Origin of the sequence: Vitreimonas flagellata, assembly GCF_004634425.1 — a bacterium.
In the GTDB taxonomy this organism is placed as follows: Bacteria; Pseudomonadota; Alphaproteobacteria; order Caulobacterales; family Aquidulcibacteraceae; genus Vitreimonas; species Vitreimonas flagellata.
In genome coordinates this window covers 666,361-683,419 of record NZ_SBJL01000002.1, presented here as the reverse complement: position 1 = coordinate 683,419, position 17,059 = coordinate 666,361, and the positions used below count along the sequence as shown (strand labels likewise).

Here is a 17,059-nt window from a genome sequence, read left to right as displayed (position 1 = left end):
CATGCACACCATTGTCACAGACATCGCCACCAACGAGGCCAGCCGATACCTGCAGCAGCTCTGCAAGCATTTCGGCCACCGCTTCGACGCGACATTCACGCCAACGGAAGGTCGCGTGCCGTTTCCAACGGGTGTCTGCACTCTGCAAGCTGGCGCAAACGTCTTGGCGCTTCGCCTCGATGCCGAAAGCGAAGCTGAGGCCGAGCGCCTCTCCGGCGTTGTCATCAATCACCTGCAGCGCTTCGCCTTCCGCGCGCCGCTTGTCGTGCCGGGCTGGCGCGCCGCCTGATTTTCGGCAAGAAGGGAACAGAAGCGCGGCGTCCGCGTTTGCCGATCCAGTTTCTGGAGGTCATGGATGGCGCGGATACGTGAGACCGAAGTGAGCGGCGAACGCTTCGATCGCACCCATGACATCCAAATCGAGCCGCCCAAGCGCCAAGGCATTGGTCTCAGCGCTTGGGCCGGAATCGTCGTGATCGCCCTCAGCATCGCCGCGTACGCCTACACGCAAGGCGCAATGCGCTAGCGCCGGACGCAGCGTCGTTTTGCTTTCGTTAAGCTTCGGCGTTTGCGTCGCCTTAAGCCGCGCCAGCTAAAATTCATGGGTTTGGAGTTTGCCCATGAGCGCGTTGCTAACGCTTTCAGAACACATCGCCGCCGACCGCTTCATCAGCGCGGAGGAGGCGTTTCAGTTGCGCCAGGCGATCTTCCCCGATGGCGTCGTTTCGCGCCAGGAAGCGGATGTGCTGATCTCGCTTGAGGGCCGTGTCGCCAATAGCGATCAGGCCTGGGCGAATGCCTTCGTAGAAGGCATCGTCGATCACGTTCTGCAATCAGGCCATTACGCAGGCCACGTGGATGAAAACACGACCTCCTGGCTCATGTCGCGCTTCGGCGACAACGGCGCCCGCGAAACCGAGATCGAAGTTCTGCTGAAGACGCTCGAGCGCAGCGAAAGCGCGCCCGCGTCGCTCGCGGCCTTCGCACGCAAGCGCGTCGCCGCATGGCTCGCCGGCAAACCGATTGGCGCGCAAGAAACCGAATTCATCCGCCGCGCGCTTTATGTCGCCTCCGGCGCGGGCGCTGTCTCCGTCACCGAAGAAGAGGCCCGCTGGCTATTCGCGATTGACGCCGAAAGCGACGGCCGCGCCAATGACCCGCTCTGGACGGATCTTTTCGTCAAAGGCGTGCTCAATCATTTGATGGGACGCCGCGCGCCCGCTGCGCTCGAGCAAAGCGACATGCTGCGTCGCGAGACTTGGTTTGCCGCACAAGCCGAAGGTCCGCTGGGCGATTCCGTGCTCACGATGTTCGAAGGTGGCCTGAAGGGCTTCTGGAGCCGCGTCACTTCGCCGGACGACGTCACACGCATGGAGCAGCGCTATGAGGCTGTCGTCGCCGAGATGCGCGAAGACGAGCGTCTGACGCTCGCGGAGATCGCCTGGGCCGTTGGCATGGCGCGCGAGGATGGCAAGCGCACCGCCAACGAAACCGCGCTGCTCGCCAAACTCCGCGAAATCGAAGCCGAAGCGCAGTCCGCCTAAGCCGCCACGCGCGTGAAGGCGAGGGTGGCGTTGGTGCCGCCAAAGCCGAACGAATTCGAGAGCACGCAATTCAGCTCGCGGTCCTCGCGCTTGCGCAGGATCGGCAGATCCTCAAACGCCGGATCGAGCTCTTCGATGTGCGCGCTCTCGCAGGCGAAGCCATTGTTGAGCATGAGGATCGAATAGATCGCTTCCTGCACGCCGGCCGCGCCAAGCGAGTGGCCGGTGAGCGACTTGGTGCTCGAGATCAGCGGCGGCTTGGCGCCGAACACTTCGCGCACCGCTTCCATCTCTTTGAGATCGCCAACCGGCGTCGACGTGCCGTGCGTGTTGAGATAATCGACCGGACGATCAAGGTAGCGCATCGCCATTTTCATGCAGCGCGCAGCACCTTCGCCTGATGGGGCGACCATGTCGTGCCCGTCGCTCGTCGCGCCATAGCCAGCGACTTCGGCGTAAATCTTGGCGCCGCGCTTCTTGGCGCGTTGGTATTCTTCAAGCACCAGCACGCCCGCGCCGCCGGCGATGACGAAGCCGTCGCGGTTCTTGTCGTAGGCGCGCGAGGCTTTGTCGGGCGTGTCGTTATATTTGCTGCTCATCGCGCCCATCGCGTCGAACAATACGGACAGCGTCCAATCCAGCTCTTCGCTGCCGCCGGCGAACATGATGTCCTGTTTGCCGTTTTGGATGTGCTCGTAGGCGTCGCCGATGCAGTGCGCGCTGGTCGCGCAGGCAGAGCTGATCGAATAATTGATGCCCTTGATCTCGAACGGCGTCGCCAACGTGGCGCTCGCGGTGGAACTCATCGCTTTCGGCACGGCGAAGGGCCCAACGCGCTTGGCGCCTTTTTCGCGGGCGGTGTCTGCGGCGGCGACGATCGCGCGCGCGGAGGGGCCGCCGGAGCCCATGATGATGCCCGTGCGCGGGTTGGAGACTTCTTCCGGCGTCAGGCCTGCGTCGGCGATGGCTTGCTCCATCGCGATGAAATTCCAGCCCGAGCCTTCGCCCATGAAACGCATGTTACGTTTATCGACGACCTCTTCCGGCTTCACGCGCGGCTGGCCGTGGACGAGAGAGCGGAAGCCCTTCTCGGCATATTCCGGCGCCGCGCTGATGCCGCTCTTCGCTTCGCGAAGGCTGGCCAGCACTTCTTGCGTATTGTTGCCGATCGAGGAAACGATCCCCATGCCCGTGACGACGACGCGACGCATAAGCTGCTCCGTTACTTCATCTGCGCTTCGAGTTGTTCCGGTGAGAACAGCCCGACCTTAAGATCCCTGGCCGTATAGATGGTGACGCCATCGGCTTTCGTGATCCCGTCCGCCACGATCATATGCAGCTTGCGCTGGATGACGCGCTTGGGATGGATTTCGTAGGTGACGAGCTTGGTCTTCGGCGTGATCTGGCCACGGAATTCAAGTTCACCGACGCCGAGCGCGCGGCCGCGTCCGGGCGAACCGGCCCAGGCCATAAAGAAGCCGGTGAGCTGCCACATCGCGTCGAGGCCGAGGCAGCCGGGCATAACCGGGTCGCCGCGGAAATGGCATTCGAAGAACCAGCGATCCGGTGTGATGTCGAACTCGGCGATCATCACCCCCTTGCCGTGGTCGCCGCCCTCGGCAGTGGCCCTTGTGATGCGGTCGAACATCAACATCGGCGGCAGCGGCAATTGCGCATTGCCTGGGCCGTGCAGGCGCCCTTCGCCGGAGGCGATCAGGTCTTCATAGCTGAAAGAGGAGGGCCGGCTGGGCTCGGACGCCATGACTGAGTCTCTGCGAATGGAAGGGAAAAATCCCGCCCCGCTTACAGGCCGGACGCCTCAGGAGCAAGGCGAGCCGCCTTACCGGCGGCGTGGTGCGGCGCGTGGCGGATCGGGAATGCGCGTTTCTGTCAGCGCTTTCCAATCGCCGCCCGCATCGCGCCGCCACACCACGAGATACCGCCCCTGAACCGCCTCCGTGCCGGTGATCACCTGCACATAGCGACCGCTGGTCATGCCCATGTCGCCAGACGAAGACACGTGCACGCGATCCGGTTGCCAATACATCGGCCCCGCGTTGGCGGGCGGGGCGAGCCCTTGGGCGACGTCCGCCGCCGTATAAGTGACACCAGGTCGGATCGAGATGCCGGCGTTCGGATCCATCACCGTTGCCAACGCGCCGCCAAGCCCTTGTTCTTGTGCGGTCGCGGATAATTGCCGCTCCAGCTCAAGCTATTGCTGATCCGGTGGCGGCGCAAAGCTGGTGGGTTGGGCCGCCGTGCTCGGCGTGAGCACACCCGTCTGCGAGTAGGCGGGCAATGTTTCGCACGCCGCGAGTGCGACTACGGACAGGATGACGAAGACGGTGCGCATCGGATTCCCCCAACCGGCCCCAAGCGCGACATGGTTAATGGGACGTCTCTTGGCGAAACCTGTCCAGAATGTTCGCGTCTTTGTCGAATTTAGCTGAGCGGCGCGCCGCAATCCGTGCCCCAGACAGCGTCGGCTTCGACCCAGCCAATGCGGCCGCCGACGGTCAGCCGTCGCCACTCGCCATCGCAGCCGGTGAAGCCCGTCACCACGCCCGGCGAGAGGTAGGCGACGATTTGGGCGCCCTCGCGTGCGTTACGGCGCAACGCTACCGCTTCTCGTACATAGGCCGTACGCCGCTGTTCCAAGTTCTGTGCATGTATCCAGACTTGATCGCCATCGGGATCGACCACGCGACGCCATGGCCCGCTTTCGCCCGTCACCTGCAATGGCAAGCCGGCGCGCTCATAGACCCATTCAACTTGGTGTTCGAGGCCAGGGCCGCGGCGTCCATTCGCGCCCTCAGTGCGCAGGCTGACGAACCGCGGCACAGGCAGATTCGAATCCGGGCCGACAGCGGGCGTGTCGCTGGCCGACGCGGCGTTCAATGAAAGCAGAGCGGAAGCCGCCACAAACGCGGCCATGATCCCACGGCGCATGACACCCAACCTTTTTGAGGCTCGTCCCGTCCGTTGCCCGGAGGGAAGGCGTCAGATGATGCAGAAGGGGCATGAAAGCGGCTTTAACGCGCCGCCACTTCTTGGAGTGCGGCGCAGCGTGGGTTATGGAGGCTTGATGTCCGGAAAAAAGCTCAAAGTCGTCGTCACCCGCCGCCTCCCCGATCCCGTGGAGACGCGCCTGCGTGAATTGTTCGACGCTGAGCTGAACGTCGAAGACAAGCCCTTCACCGCCGAAGACTTGGCAGCCGCCGTGGCGCGCGCTGACGTTCTGGTGCCGACCGTGACCGACCGCGTGGATGGTCGCGTGCTGTCGCGCGCGGGCGAACAATTGCGCCTGATCGCGCAATTCGGCGCCGGCGTGGACAATATCGACGTCGCAACCGCTGTGCAGCGCGGCATCACCGTGACGAACACGCCAGGCGTTTTGACCGAGGACACCGCCGATATGACGATGGCGCTGATCCTCGCCGTGCCGCGCCGCATGGTCGAAGGTGTGAAGGTCGTCGAGCGTGATGAATTCCACGGTTGGTCGCCGACGTGGATGATGGGCCGCCGCATCTGGGGCAAGCGCCTCGGCATTATTGGCATGGGCCGAATCGGCCAAGCGGTCGCGCGCCGCGCCAAAGCGTTTGGTCTGCAAATCCACTATCACAACCGCCGCAAAGTGGCGGCGCATATAGAGCAAGAACTCGAAGCGACGTACTGGGATAGCCTCGATCAGATGTTGTCGCGCATGGATATCGTGTCGGTGAATTGCCCGCACACGCCGGCGACGTACCATCTGCTGTCGTCGCGCCGCTTGGCGCTGCTTAAGCCGCACGCTTACATCGTCAACACCGCGCGCGGCGAAGTGATTGACGAAGGCGCGCTTGCGCGCATGCTGGAGAAGGGCGAACTCGCTGGCGCCGGCCTCGACGTGTTCGAGCACGAACCTGCGATCAATCCGAAGCTCAAGAAGCTGCAAAACGTCGTACTGCTGCCGCACATGGGTTCGGGCACGATCGAAGGCCGCATCGATATGGGCGAGAAGGTCATCATCAACATCAAGACCTTCGCCGACGGCCACAAACCGCCGGATCGCGTCATTCCCGCGATGCTCTAAACGGGGCGCAACGCAGCGCGTTCCGCGTGATCCTGTCCGTTCTCTGTAAGCCTCAATACGCGATTTTTCGCGTCTTTTGGGCGATTCCGTTTAACGCGTTTTCGCCTGCGGCGTAGAAAGCTACCGCCGGAAAGAGCGGGGCTGTCCGGCTAAAACAGGGGACTGTCTCATGCTTTCAAAATTGAAGCGTACGGCGGCGCTTGCCGCTCTACTCGTGTCCGCGACCATCGCGGGTAAAGCCCATGCGACCGAGGGCTGGTATGGCCGCGCCGACGTTGGCTATTCGGTTGATGCTGCGGTCGAACTCGACGGCGGCGATCTGGACCTGGAAGACAATTGGTCCGGCCACCTTGGGCTGGGCTATGGCTTCCAGAATGGCTTCCGCGGCGAAGCCGAGCTTGGCTACCGCAACAACGATTTCGAGGATTTCGACGGCGACGCCACCGCCACCTCGCTGATGGCGAACCTCTATTATGACTTCAATCGCGGCGGCCAATGGCAACCCTATCTCGGGATTGGCGTAGGCGCGGCGCAGGTGGAGGTCGAAGGCGTCGCCGGGCCGTTGTCTTTCGACGACGACGACACCGTGCTCGCTTACCAAGGGCTCGCGGGCGTGGCGTTCCAAGTCTCCGAGCGTTTGGCGCTGGACGTCGGCTATCGTTATTTCGTCGCGCCCGATGTGGGCGTCAGCGGCGTTCTCGATCTGGAAGATGAGCCGATCCCGTTCAGTGCAGACGGCGACTACGTGCACCAAGCCGTGACGGTTGGTCTGCGTTGGCAATTCGGCGCTGCTGCTGCGCCGCCGCCACCGCCTCCGCCGCCACCCCCGCCGCCTCCGCCCCCGCCGCCGCCTGTGGCGTGCCCGGCGGCTGAGTTCGTGGTGTATTTCGAGTGGGATCGCTCGAACCTCAACCAAGCGGCGCTCGAGACCATCGATGCGGCTGTCGCGCGTGCGCGCCAGTGCAACGTCGCGGGCGTGGTTGTTGTCGGCCACACCGATACGTCGGGTTCGAACACCTACAACCAAGGTCTGTCGGAGCGTCGTGCTTCAGTGGTGCGTGATGCGCTCACCGCACGCGGCATCGCCGCTGGCGCGATCACCAGCCAAGCGCGCGGTGAAACGGATCTCGCACGCGCCACACGTGACGGCGTCCGCGAACCGCTCAACCGCCGTACGGCAGTGACGATCAGCTTCCGCTAATCGTCAAATCACAAAGCAATGCGGGCCCGGCTTGGGAAAGCCGGGCCCGTTTCTTTGTGCGCGATGTTGGCGTGCTTAGAAGCTGGCCAACACCGTGAAGCGCACGTTGCGGCCGGGGAGAGCCAATTCGTCTTTCAAGAACGAGGAATGCACGCGGCCTTCTTCGTCGGTGAGATTGCGGCCATCGACGCGCAGCGACCACGGGCTCGCCTCGCCGCCCGGACGGAACGTGAGGCCGGCATTCAAGAAGGTGTAGCCATCCGTTGGCGTTTCGAACGCCGCGAGTCGGTTTTGGCTGTCCGTGTCGACAATCTCGACGCGGCCCTTCCAGATGGAGTTCTCCGCTTCAAGACCTAGCGTCAGTGTCGATGGCGGAATGCGTGGTGGGTGACCGCCGCCGTCAAACTCCGCACGCACCAGGTCGTATGCAGCGTCAGCTGTGAACGCGAAGCCGCCCATCTCGAACAAGCGCGCGGCCGCTGATAATTCGCCGCCCGTGAATGTCGCGTCCTGTTGGATGAAATTGAACACCGGGAAGATCTCGGCGTCGACAGGAATGCCGGGATCGGACTCGTTCGGTGCGAAGCCGCTTGTCTCGGTGTCTTCGTCAAGCCACCAGACATCGCCGCGTTCGACGAGTGCGATGTAATCCGAGAATTCGATCCGGTAGAGATTCACTTCGAACCGCAGCGGGCCGCTGTTGAACCGCGCCGATGCTTCGATCGATGTTGCCGTCTCTTGGCTGAGATCGGCGCCGCCGATTTCATAACTCTCGGTCGCCAAGTGCGGGCCGTCGGCAAAGAGTTCGATGGCCGTGGGCGCGCGTTCCGTGCGGGCCAAAGTCGCGCCCAAGAACCAATTCTGCGCTGGGCGCACGAACACGCCGGCGGACGCGCTCACATTGTCGAAATCGCGCGAACCCGCGGTCGCGTTGTCGATCTCGCGTTGTTCGTAGCGCACGCCGCCTTCAACGCCCCAACCGCCGAGATCGTAGCGTTCGACCGCAAAGAGCCCGATATCGCGCGTGTTGGTGGCGCTGATGAAGGCTTCTTCGCCGGTCGCGCCGAAATCGACGTCGCTGAATTGCACGCCGATCGCGCCATCGAGACGATTGCCGCCGTGGTGTGCTTCAAGCCGGCCTTCCCAGCCTTCGCTGTTGAAGATTGTGCCGGCTTCGCCGTCGCCTTCGAACTCAGTGTGTTCGTAATCCGAGTGCTGCACGCCGTAATCGAGCCGATCGAACGGTCCGACATCGATGCGAAAATCGCCGCGCGACTCGATGCGCGTCTGCTCCATCTCGATGCGGCCGCCAGGTTCGTCCTCATCGTGCGGCAGCAGGCCGTATTGATCTTCCGTGCGCTTTACGGCGAGACCCGCAAAGCCCCAATCCCGTACGAGTGAGGCGCCAGCAGCGTAGGAGCGCACGCTCGTCCATTGATTGAGCGCTGTGCCAACCGGCGTATCATAAGGCTCGGTCTCGCGCGCCGAAGCGCTCAGATTGAGTGCGACATCGCCCGCGCCGAAACCCAAACGCGCGGCGCCTTGCGTGCCTTCGTCCACCGAAGAATAACCGGCGAGGCCGTCAAAACTCATGCCATCGATCGCGCGCATGGGAATGCTTTGATCGATCACGTTGACGACGCCGCCTATTGCGTTGCCGCCATAGGCCAACGCCGCTGAACCGCGCAGCACTTCGATGCGTTCGGCGTCCAAGCCGTCGGACGTCACCGCGTGATCGGGGGAGGCGGCGGAGGCGTCGATGGCGCCAATCCCGTTTTGCAGCACGCGGACGCGGTCCTCGCCGAGGCCGCGAATGATCGGGCGGCTGGCGCCGGCGCCGAAGAATGTCGTGGCGATGCCCGGGGTGGAATCGAGGGTGTCGCCGAGGCCGCCATGCAGGTTTTCAACGATGGCGTCGCGGTTCAGAACTTCCGCGCCCTGAAGGCTCTCGATCCGCGAGCCTTCCAGCGGCGCCGTCACCACGATTTCCGGCTCGCCGGCATCATCCTGCGCCAACGCCATGCCCGGTAGCAGCGTACCGAGCGCCAGCGCCGCGGCCGCAAAGGGCTTCTCCCTCATGCTCATACCAATAGTCCCCGTTACAATGTAACGTGAGAGTTATGGTATAACATCTGCCCAGGTCAAGCGGTGACGCTCAGATTGCGACGAAGAGGGCCGAATAGCCGCCCAATGCCGTCCCGCCCGTCTTCAATTCGGCCGCGCCGACGGAAAACCGAGCAGCACCCTCCGCCACAGGCCGGCGCACCGGGTCTGGCCCCAAATTGAACAAGCAGAGCAGGCGCTCCTCGCCGAAGCGTCGCTCAAACGCCAGAACGGGCTCAGGCGCGTCCAACGCAACGAACTCGCCTTCGCGCAGCGCCGCGCTCGACTTGCGGAAAGCGATCGCCGCGCGCGTGAACTCCAGCACCGAGCCTTCGACACCCGTTTGCGCATCGACGGCCAAAGCGCGATGGCGTGGATCGAGCGGCAGCCACGCATCCGGCGCTTGCGTGAAATCCGCCATGTTCGCATCGCGCGCCCACGGCATCGGCGTGCGCGCGCCGTCGCGACCAATGCCCGACGGCCAGAAGGCGATCGCCTCGGGATCGCGCAAGCGCTCGAACGATACATCGCCATGCGACAAGCCGAGCTCGTCGCCTTGATAGATGAACGCAGTCCCGCGCAGCGCGAGCAGCAGCGCCATCATCAGTTTTGTGCGTTGCGGATCATCGGCGGCAAGCCGCGTCGGAAAGCGCGTGACGTCATGGTTGGAGAGTGACCAAGAAGGCCACCCACGCGCGCCCTCCCATTGCGACATCGCGTCCTTGATCACAGCGGGCGTCATCGCGCGCGTGCGCAGCAGGAAGAAGGAATACGCCGTGTGCAGGCGATCCTCGCCGTCGGTGTAGTCGCGCTGCACCTTGAGCGGCTCTTCGTCTTCGATCTCCCCAACCGCCATCGCGCCGTATTCATCGAGCAGGGTGCGCAGGCGCGCGATGAACTCCAGCGTTTCCGGTTGCGTGCGATCGTAGAGATGACGCTGAAACTGGTGCGGACGCGGCGGCGCGCGTTTCAGCGTCGTGATGGGCGGATTGTCGCGGAGCTGTTCGTCGTGCGTGAAGAAGTTCACGACATCGAGCCGGAAGCCGTCAACGCCACGCTCCAACCAAAACCGCGCCACATCCAGCAACGCATCCTGCACCGCCGGATTGCGCACGTTCAGGTCCGGCTGCTCGATCAGGAAATTGTGCAGGTAGTATTGCCGCCGCCGTGAATCCCACGTCCACGCGCCGCCGCCGAACATCGCCTGCCAATTGTTGGGCGGCGAACCATCCCGCTTCGCGTCCGCCCACACATACCAATCGGCCTTCGGATTGTCGCGGCTCTGCCGGCTTTCCGCGAACCAAACGTGCTGATCCGATGAATGCGACCAGACCTGATCGATGATCACCTTCAACCCAAGTTCATGCGCGCGCTTGATCAGCGCATCTGCGTCCGCGAGCGACCCGAAGAGCGGATCAACGCCGCAATAATCTTCGACGTCGTAGCCATAATCCTTCATCGGCGAGATGAAGAAGGGCGAAAGCCAGATCGCGTCGCAGCCGAGCTCTGCGATATGATCGAGTTTCTCGATCACGCCGCGCAAATCGCCGACACCGTCGCCATCCGAGTCGCGGAACGAGCGTGGGTAGATTTGATAAATAACGGCGCCGCGCAGCCAATCTGTGCTCATGCGCCGATGCTGGCCGTGCTCGCGCAGACGCGCAAGCTTAAAGCGTCCATGCGCCCGGACCGCCGCTCGCGCTCGCGGTGGAGGTAAAGCGCGTCACGATCGGCGCGCCCGCATGCGGCGAGCGCACATCTTCAAACGCCAGCCACTCGGACTCGCAGGTTGTACGCGTGAACTTCAGCACGCCATAGCCGCGATTGGTCAAATCGCAGAATGCCAGCTGCGGATTGCCCGAGCGCATGATGCTCTCGCGCTGGCCGGGCGTCGCATTGGTGAGCGTGCGCTCGAAGCCAGGCGAAGCAACACTGCCGCCCGCGAACTCAAGCGCCGCCAGGCGCGATCCATCGGCGGCGGCCAAATTGTTGACCCAGCAATTGTGCGTATCGCCGCCCAGGATCACGGCGTTGTTGGCGTTCGCGGCGCACGCCGCGAGGAAGCGCGCACGCGCCGCCGGATAGCCTTGCCACGCATCCAGATTCCACGGCAACCCAAGCGCGCTCATTTGCACGCCGGAGTTAAACCAAGCGCGCGATCCGGGCGAAGCGTCCGCCGGAAGCAAGTCCGTCATGCCAGCCGGCGCGAATTGATCGCCGACGACCAATTGCTGCGAAATGATCTGCCACGGTTGGCCGCGTTGCTTCGATTCCGCCAACGTGCGCGCGAACCATTGCTCTTGCGCCGCGCCCATCATGCTGCGGTTCGGATCATCCAGGATCGTGCGCCGAAACTCCGCCGCGAGCGAGGCCGCGTCAGCGCCGCCTTGCGCCAATTGCGGCGTCAATGTCGTGCGATAATCGATCTGCCGGTCGCGGCCGATATAGCGCGTGTCGAGCATGACGATGCGCGCGAGATCGCCCCAATCGAACGTGCGGTAGAGGCGCACAGAATTGTCCGGGCGACGGATCGGCATCCAATCGAAATACGCTTTCGACGCAGCTGCGATGCGATCGATATAGCGACCTTCCGTCGGCTCTTGGTGAGCCTGCGCGCCGCCCATCCACGCGTCGTTGGCGATCTCGTGATCGTCCCACACCACGCTCATCGGCTTCACGCGGCGGAGTTCGAGCAAGTCCGCGTCCGTGTGATAGGTGGCGTAACGCTGATAATAATCAGAGAGCGACACCGTCTCGGCGACGGGATCGATCAGGCGTCCCGGCACGGTTTCCGCAGCACTCGGATACGAACCGCGCTGAATTTCGTAGATGTAATCGCCCGTGTGCAGCACGAGATCTATGTCTTCGCGCACGGCGGCGTGTCCGTAAGCGTGAAAATAGCCGAACGGGAAATTCGCGCACGAGAACATCGCGACGGTCAGGCTTTCGCCACCTGTCGCCGGCGCAGTCTTGGTTTTGCCGGTGAACGACGGGCCAGCCCCAGAGAGGAAGCGATAGAAATAGGAACGCCCCGGCTGCAGGCCGCGCACGTCCGCCTTCACGCAATAATCAGAGGCGACGCTTGCGCGCGCCACACCGCGCTGCGCGACGCGGGTGAAGCCTTCGTCCTCTGCAACTTCCCAGGCGACGCGGCCATCACCGCCGACAAACCGCGTCCACAGGATCACGCCGTCCGGCAGCGGATCGCCTGAGGCAATGCCGTGCGTGAAGATGCCATGCGCAAGCGATTGCGCCCACGCCGCACGTGGCGCCGCGATTGCGGTAAGCGACGCAGCGGCGAGGAGGGAACGACGATCAAGCAGCATGGCCGCCTCCTAAAGCGCCTCTGCGACAGACGCACGACAATCGAGGAGCTTCGGCATTGATCAGCGCGCCGGCGCCGTCAGCTCCGGCAATTCCGGCAACGTTGAGCCTTCAATCGCCGCGTACAAGAATTCACGTACTGCGGTTGCTGATTCATCGGCGCGTTCTTCCTGCGGCACGTGCCCGGTGTTCTCGAACATGATCAGCTGCGAGCCGGCGATGGCGTCGTGAAATTGCTGGCCGTGCACGGGTGGGACGATCCGGTCGGTATCGCCATGCAGGACGAGAACGGGCATCTGCAGCGCCGCCAGCCGTTCCGGCGTCGCGTAGTTGCGCTCGCGGAAGCCCAACGTCAATTGCAGCAGAATGTCACGATGCCCGGGCGCGCGCGCCAATTGGACGTAACGCTGCACCATCGCGTCATCGACGAGAGTCGGATCATAGAAGGCCGCCTCCAACCCGCCGCGCGCGAGCTGCGTATTGTCGAGATCGCGAAGCAACGGGCCGAGCACAGGATTGCGCAGCACCTGGAAAATTGGCGGATCTTGCTCAAGCCCAGCGCGATCCTCTGGCCAGCCCGACGCGGCGACCAAGATCAGTGCATCGACCTGATCCGGAAACGCCAGTGCATATTCCCAAGCCACATTGCCGCCCATCGATGAGCCGGCGACCGCGAAATGAGTCAGATTCTGCGTCGTCGCGAACTCACGCACCGCGTCGCGAAACGCTTCGATGCTGGCCTGATAGCCCGCTGGCGCACGCGTCAATCCGTGACCAGGCAGATCGATGGAAATGACACGATACTCGTCGCCAAGGCGCTCCACCCACGGCTCCCACGTGTGCACAGAGGCGGAGAAACCGTGAATAAGAAGCAGAGGCGGCCCGATCGGTTGGCCCTCGTCGCGGTAGTGCATACGCACACCACTGGGCAGATCGACATAGCGCGAGGCCGCACTCTCGTAGCGCGACGCCAATGTTTCATAAGGAACGTCGTCGCGCTTCAGCACGAAATAGCCGCCGACCGCAATCAACGCGACCAAGCCGACAATCGCCAGCAATCCGCCAAACAGCCATTTCATGCGCCGCCCTCCCTGCCGCTAAAGTGCGGTTTGAGCGGCGAACGTCAAGCGCGCCAGCCGACGCGGCGGGCCCAGGCCTCGAATTCCTGGCGGCGTTCCGCCAGGTCGGCGGGCGCCGGTTGGTTTTCCGCGGCGGCATTGGCGCGCATTTCCGCGATCGTGTCGCTCATCGGCGGCAGGCCGACGCTGGCGCGACGCTCCTCAAGGTCAGCCAGGTCGCGCGTGGGCGCGGGCGAGAGCTGGCCGTCCGCATCCCAATCGAATTGCGTGCCGAAAGTTTGCTCGCCGCCCTCATAGATGGCGATGCGGTCGGAAAGATACGCCGCATCCATTGCATTGGCGTGGCCGTGCGGAATGGCGTCGAGCATCAGCGTAAGCCCGCGTCGCTGAATCTCAGGCCGCGCGATCGCGTGCTGCAGAATGATGAAGGCCGCCGCTGCGCCGTCGTCGCCAAGCCGATGCCGGCCAGGCCAGCCCATCACATCAAACACCTGCGCGAGCAGATCGGCGTTGGCATTGTGCACGGCTTCCATCTCGGGGTGGTAGCCCTTGAACAAATCGCCGCTCGCCGCGAGCCGCGCGCGCGTTTGCATATCGAGCTGCGCGGCTTTGATCAGCCGATCTTTCCAGACGATGTCATCCATGCCCGCACACAACACAGGCCGGATCGCGCGGCAACGCGACACGGCGGGCATTGGCGCCAAGGCCGTCGAACAACAGAATGCGGCCTGCGAGGCTTTCACCGGCGTCTGCGATCTCCTTGATCGCTTCGAGCGCCATCATCGAACCGATCACACCGGCCAGCGCACCGACCACGCCAACTTGTGCGCATGTCTCCGCGTTTGGCGGCGTCTCAGGCACGAAGCAGCGATAGCAGGGCAGACGCTGGCTTTCGGGGAGATGTTTGGTTGGCCCAGACTTAAACGTCGCGACCTGCCCATCCCAGCGGCCCACGGCGCCTGAGATCAAGGTCACGGCAAGCGCATGGCACGCCGAATTCACCGCAAAGCGTGTCGCGAAATCGTCCGTGCCATCGAGCACGAGATCGACACCAGCGAGCAGCTCTCGCGCATTGGCATTCGTCAGCCGTTCTCGTCGTGCATCGATCTCGACATGAGGATTGAGCTTTTTCAGCGCCGTCGCCGCGCGCTGAACTTTTGGCGCACCCGCATCGTCGCTCTCAAACACAATCTGCCGCTGCAGATTGGAAAGCGAGACCACATCGTCATCGATCAAACGCAAATGGCCGACACCCGCCGCCGCCAAATAAAGCGCGGCCGGCGCGCCCAAACCGCCCGCGCCAACAATCGCGACGCGCGCCGCTTTCAAAAGCTGTTGCCCCGGCCCACCGATCTCCTTCAGCAAAATATGGCGCGCGTAGCGCTCGCGTTCCTCAGCGCTCAGCACTGTCGCAACCGCTCAATGTCCAAAGCGCTTGAGGTAGGACACGGCGCGGCGTCGAATACCAAATCGCCGAACCGATCCCCGTCGCCAAAAGATGCGCCGGCGCAGCCTCACCAGATTGCGGCACGTTGGGCAGCACGTTGAAATCCGTATCGAAGCTCACGAGCTCGGAGCCGTTGTATTCGGGCTCCTGCTGCTCCTCGCCGGCGCCTTCGCCCGCATCCCCCCGACGCGCAGCTTCAAACGGATCGTCCGTGCGGCCCACGTAATTGCGCGAATAGCCAAGACTCGACACGAACGCGAACCAATAAGTCTCGCCTTCGAACGTCACACGCGCCGCGAGATCGCTGTAAGCGTTGAGCGGATGCGGCGTACGCATGAGGCGCAAGCTTGCGTTCGGCTCGCCGCGTAGCGCGTACACGGCGCGTTCGGTAGGGCAGGTTTGCGGTGTCGCGGTTTGAGCCGCGATCGTGGAGCAGGCAGAGACCGCGAGCGCGGCAGCCAAGAAGATGAAGCGCATGCAATCTTTATAAGCGAAGCCTTCGAATAGTCGAGCGCGCGGAACATCGCACCGAAGGCTGACGTTGCTTCTGCATGCGCTACATAGATGAGAGCCTCGCCCCCGGTGAAACCATCCTTCAACGCGGCGCATGGCCTGGCGTGTTCTGGTTTGGCGCCTGGGCGGCGCTCTTGTTGCTCGGTATCGTCTTGGTCGGCGTTTTCATCTTCATCCGCGCCGCCATCATCATGAAGACCACGGATTTCGCCGTCACCAATCGGCGCGTGATCTTGAAGCGCGGTTGGCTCAACCGGCGCACGCAAGAGCTGGCGGTCGAGAGCGTCGAAGGCGTCTCGCTCGACCAGACCATCATCCAGCGCCTGTTTGGCTATGGCCGTGTCGTCGTCACCGGCACGGGCGACGCCGTGATCGGGTTTCCGCCTATGGCCGACCCCGTCGCCTTCCGTCGCGCCATCGAATCTGCGCGCGCCGACGCAAGCGAGGTGCGTCTCGCCAGTGACGATCGCCAAGCCATCGAGCGCGTCGCCAACGATCGCGCAACCAATGACGAATCCGTCGCGGAAGAGCCCCCACGCAAGCGCCGCCTCAGCTTCATCGGCCTGCGCGCCCGCTAATTTTGCCGGCAGGCGCGGCGCACTCTAAGCTTCGTGCGCATGAGTCCCGTCGATACCGCCGCCCTAGTCATCTTCATCCTGTGCTGGGTCGGCTACGAGCCGCTGCGCCGCGCGTTGGCGAAGGGTAGAGGCGGCAGCATCAATATCGATATGTACCCGGTGCGCGAGGAATGGATTCGCCGATTCCTCGCCCGCGATAACCGCATCATGGACGTGAACCTGCTTGGGCATTTGCTCAATTCCGCGTCCTTCTTCGCGTCCACTAATCTACTCGTCATCGCCGCCGCGGCCGGTGTGCTGTTTGGCGGCGAGGCAATGCGTTCGAATTTGCAGGATTTGGAGTTTGCCTCGCCGGCGTCAGACTGGCTGATCGAGCTGAAAGTGGGCGTCGTCATCATCACGCTGTCGCGCGGCCTGCTCGATTTCGTCTGGGCCATTCGCCAGCTCAATTACGCGATGGCGCTCCTCGGCGCGGCGCCAGAGGCCACTGAGAAGGATAAGCACGAAGCCTTCGTCGCCGCTGCGAGCGACGTGCTGCACCCATCCTTCTCCGCCTTCAACACCGGCGTGCGCGCCTATTATTTCGCGCTCGCGGCGGCGGCGTGGCTGATCAGTCCGTGGGCGATGGTGTTGGGCGTGCTGGCGACGGTCGCCATTCTGTTACGCCGCCAAATGCACAGCCAAGCCGCGCGCGGCATCCGCGCGGCGCGCGATTTGTGCGTGAGGGATTAGCCGCGCCCGGTCGAGCCAAAGCCGCCGGCGCCACGCGCGGTTTCCGACAGCGTCTCGACCACATCCCAGACACCTTGCGTCACCGGCGCGATCACCATCTGCGCGATGCGTTCGCCGCGTTTGACCGTGAACGGCTCTTGGCCGAGATTGATCAGGATGACTTTGACCTCGCCGCGATAATCCGCATCTATCGTGCCGGGCGTGTTGAGGCAGGTGAGGCCGTGCTTTAGCGCCAGCCCGGAGCGCGGTCGCACTTGCGCCTCGTAACCAGCCGGCAGCGCGATGGTGAGCCCCGTCGGCGCCAGCACGCGTTCGCCCGGCGCCACCACGATCGGCGCATCTTCGGGAACCGCGGCGCGCAAATCCATGCCGGCGGAAAGCGCCGTCTCATAGGCCGGCAGCTGCAAGCCTTCGAAATGCGCCAGCGGCGCGACCTGGATTTGAATTGTCTTGCTCATATCCACCC

Annotated in this window: 20 protein-coding genes; 7 read left to right on the top strand and 13 right to left on the bottom strand. The window is 63.6% G+C overall.

Annotated elements, in window-relative coordinates:
• Position 1: 1 nt before the first annotated feature.
• From EPJ54_RS11285 to EPJ54_RS11280, 3 genes are all read left to right on the top strand, one after another.
• Positions 2 to 289: a DUF2218 domain-containing protein gene (locus EPJ54_RS11285; protein ID WP_135211813.1), complete on the top strand. Its 288-nt coding sequence runs from the start codon at positions 2 to 4 to the stop codon at positions 287 to 289.
• Positions 290 to 355: 66 nt separating this feature from the next.
• Positions 356 to 526, top strand: a complete 171-nt coding sequence (locus EPJ54_RS19850; protein WP_167755689.1) for a hypothetical protein — start codon at positions 356 to 358, stop codon at positions 524 to 526.
• 94 nt (positions 527 to 620) lie between these two features.
• Positions 621 to 1,544: a hypothetical protein gene (locus EPJ54_RS11280; protein ID WP_135211812.1), complete on the top strand. Its 924-nt coding sequence runs from the start codon at positions 621 to 623 to the stop codon at positions 1,542 to 1,544.
• Here EPJ54_RS11280 and fabB read toward each other — a convergent pair.
• From fabB to EPJ54_RS11260, 5 genes are all read right to left on the bottom strand, one after another.
• Positions 1,541 to 2,755, bottom strand: coding sequence for a beta-ketoacyl-ACP synthase I (fabB, locus tag EPJ54_RS11275; protein WP_135211811.1), 1,215 nt, complete (start codon positions 2,753 to 2,755; stop codon positions 1,541 to 1,543). The genes EPJ54_RS11280 and fabB overlap by 4 nt on opposite strands.
• An 11-nt stretch (positions 2,756 to 2,766) precedes the next feature.
• Positions 2,767 to 3,306 (bottom strand): bifunctional 3-hydroxydecanoyl-ACP dehydratase/trans-2-decenoyl-ACP isomerase, encoded by a 540-nt coding sequence (gene fabA, locus EPJ54_RS11270; RefSeq protein ID WP_135211810.1) that lies wholly within the window; start codon positions 3,304 to 3,306, stop codon positions 2,767 to 2,769.
• A gap of 78 nt (positions 3,307 to 3,384) precedes the next feature.
• The gene (locus EPJ54_RS11265) at positions 3,385 to 3,750 is read right to left on the bottom strand and encodes a DUF4440 domain-containing protein (protein WP_135211809.1); all 366 of its coding nucleotides are present in this window, start codon (positions 3,748 to 3,750) and stop codon (positions 3,385 to 3,387) included.
• A 6-nt stretch (positions 3,751 to 3,756) separates the two neighbouring features.
• On the bottom strand, positions 3,757 to 3,897 hold the full coding sequence (locus tag EPJ54_RS19845) for a hypothetical protein (protein WP_167755688.1): 141 nt from the start codon (positions 3,895 to 3,897) through the stop codon (positions 3,757 to 3,759).
• 89 nt (positions 3,898 to 3,986) lie between these two features.
• Positions 3,987 to 4,493: an SH3 domain-containing protein gene (locus EPJ54_RS11260; protein ID WP_135211808.1), complete on the bottom strand. Its 507-nt coding sequence runs from the start codon at positions 4,491 to 4,493 to the stop codon at positions 3,987 to 3,989.
• A gap of 136 nt (positions 4,494 to 4,629) precedes the next feature.
• On the opposite strand from EPJ54_RS11260, the gene EPJ54_RS11255 reads away from it, so the two are divergent.
• Positions 4,630 to 5,616, top strand: coding sequence for a 2-hydroxyacid dehydrogenase (locus tag EPJ54_RS11255; RefSeq protein WP_135211807.1), 987 nt, complete (start codon positions 4,630 to 4,632; stop codon positions 5,614 to 5,616).
• Between the two features lie 169 nt (positions 5,617 to 5,785).
• On the top strand, positions 5,786 to 6,817 hold the full coding sequence (locus EPJ54_RS11250) for an OmpA family protein (protein ID WP_135211806.1): 1,032 nt from the start codon (positions 5,786 to 5,788) through the stop codon (positions 6,815 to 6,817).
• 75 nt (positions 6,818 to 6,892) lie between these two features.
• Here EPJ54_RS11250 and EPJ54_RS11245 read toward each other — a convergent pair whose 3' ends face one another.
• From EPJ54_RS11245 to EPJ54_RS11215, 7 genes are all read right to left on the bottom strand, one after another.
• Positions 6,893 to 8,896, bottom strand: a complete 2,004-nt coding sequence (locus EPJ54_RS11245; protein WP_167755687.1) for a TonB-dependent receptor — start codon at positions 8,894 to 8,896, stop codon at positions 6,893 to 6,895.
• A gap of 76 nt (positions 8,897 to 8,972) precedes the next feature.
• The gene (locus EPJ54_RS11240; protein WP_135211804.1) at positions 8,973 to 10,550 is read right to left on the bottom strand and encodes an alpha-amylase family glycosyl hydrolase; all 1,578 of its coding nucleotides are present in this window, start codon (positions 10,548 to 10,550) and stop codon (positions 8,973 to 8,975) included.
• A 37-nt stretch (positions 10,551 to 10,587) separates the two neighbouring features.
• Positions 10,588 to 12,246, bottom strand: coding sequence for an alkaline phosphatase D family protein (locus EPJ54_RS11235; protein WP_135211803.1), 1,659 nt, complete (start codon positions 12,244 to 12,246; stop codon positions 10,588 to 10,590).
• Between the two features lie 60 nt (positions 12,247 to 12,306).
• Positions 12,307 to 13,323 carry an alpha/beta fold hydrolase gene (locus EPJ54_RS11230; protein WP_135211802.1) on the bottom strand — a complete coding sequence of 339 codons (1,017 nt, stop codon included), beginning with the start codon at positions 13,321 to 13,323 and terminating at the stop codon, positions 12,307 to 12,309.
• 44 nt (positions 13,324 to 13,367) lie between these two features.
• On the bottom strand, positions 13,368 to 13,967 hold the full coding sequence (locus EPJ54_RS11225; RefSeq protein ID WP_135211801.1) for a DUF6624 domain-containing protein: 600 nt from the start codon (positions 13,965 to 13,967) through the stop codon (positions 13,368 to 13,370).
• Positions 13,960 to 14,730 carry a HesA/MoeB/ThiF family protein gene (locus tag EPJ54_RS11220; RefSeq protein ID WP_135211800.1) on the bottom strand — a complete coding sequence of 257 codons (771 nt, stop codon included), beginning with the start codon at positions 14,728 to 14,730 and terminating at the stop codon, positions 13,960 to 13,962. The genes EPJ54_RS11225 and EPJ54_RS11220 overlap by 8 nt, the downstream gene beginning before the upstream one ends.
• Positions 14,717 to 15,247 carry a hypothetical protein gene (locus EPJ54_RS11215; protein WP_135211799.1) on the bottom strand — a complete coding sequence of 177 codons (531 nt, stop codon included), beginning with the start codon at positions 15,245 to 15,247 and terminating at the stop codon, positions 14,717 to 14,719. The genes EPJ54_RS11220 and EPJ54_RS11215 overlap by 14 nt, the downstream gene beginning before the upstream one ends.
• 74 nt (positions 15,248 to 15,321) lie before the next feature.
• Between EPJ54_RS11215 and EPJ54_RS11210 the strand changes: the two genes are divergently transcribed.
• The gene (locus EPJ54_RS11210) at positions 15,322 to 15,861 is read left to right on the top strand and encodes a PH domain-containing protein (protein WP_135211798.1); all 540 of its coding nucleotides are present in this window, start codon (positions 15,322 to 15,324) and stop codon (positions 15,859 to 15,861) included.
• A gap of 39 nt (positions 15,862 to 15,900) precedes the next feature.
• A complete protein-coding gene (locus EPJ54_RS11205) occupies positions 15,901 to 16,593 on the top strand; it encodes a DUF599 domain-containing protein (protein WP_135211797.1) in 693 nt (230 codons plus the stop codon).
• On the opposite strand, the gene dut is transcribed toward EPJ54_RS11205, so the two are convergent.
• On the bottom strand, positions 16,590 to 17,051 hold the full coding sequence (dut, locus tag EPJ54_RS11200) for a dUTP diphosphatase (RefSeq protein ID WP_135211796.1): 462 nt from the start codon (positions 17,049 to 17,051) through the stop codon (positions 16,590 to 16,592). The genes EPJ54_RS11205 and dut overlap by 4 nt on opposite strands.
• Positions 17,052 to 17,059: the final 8 nt, after the last annotated feature.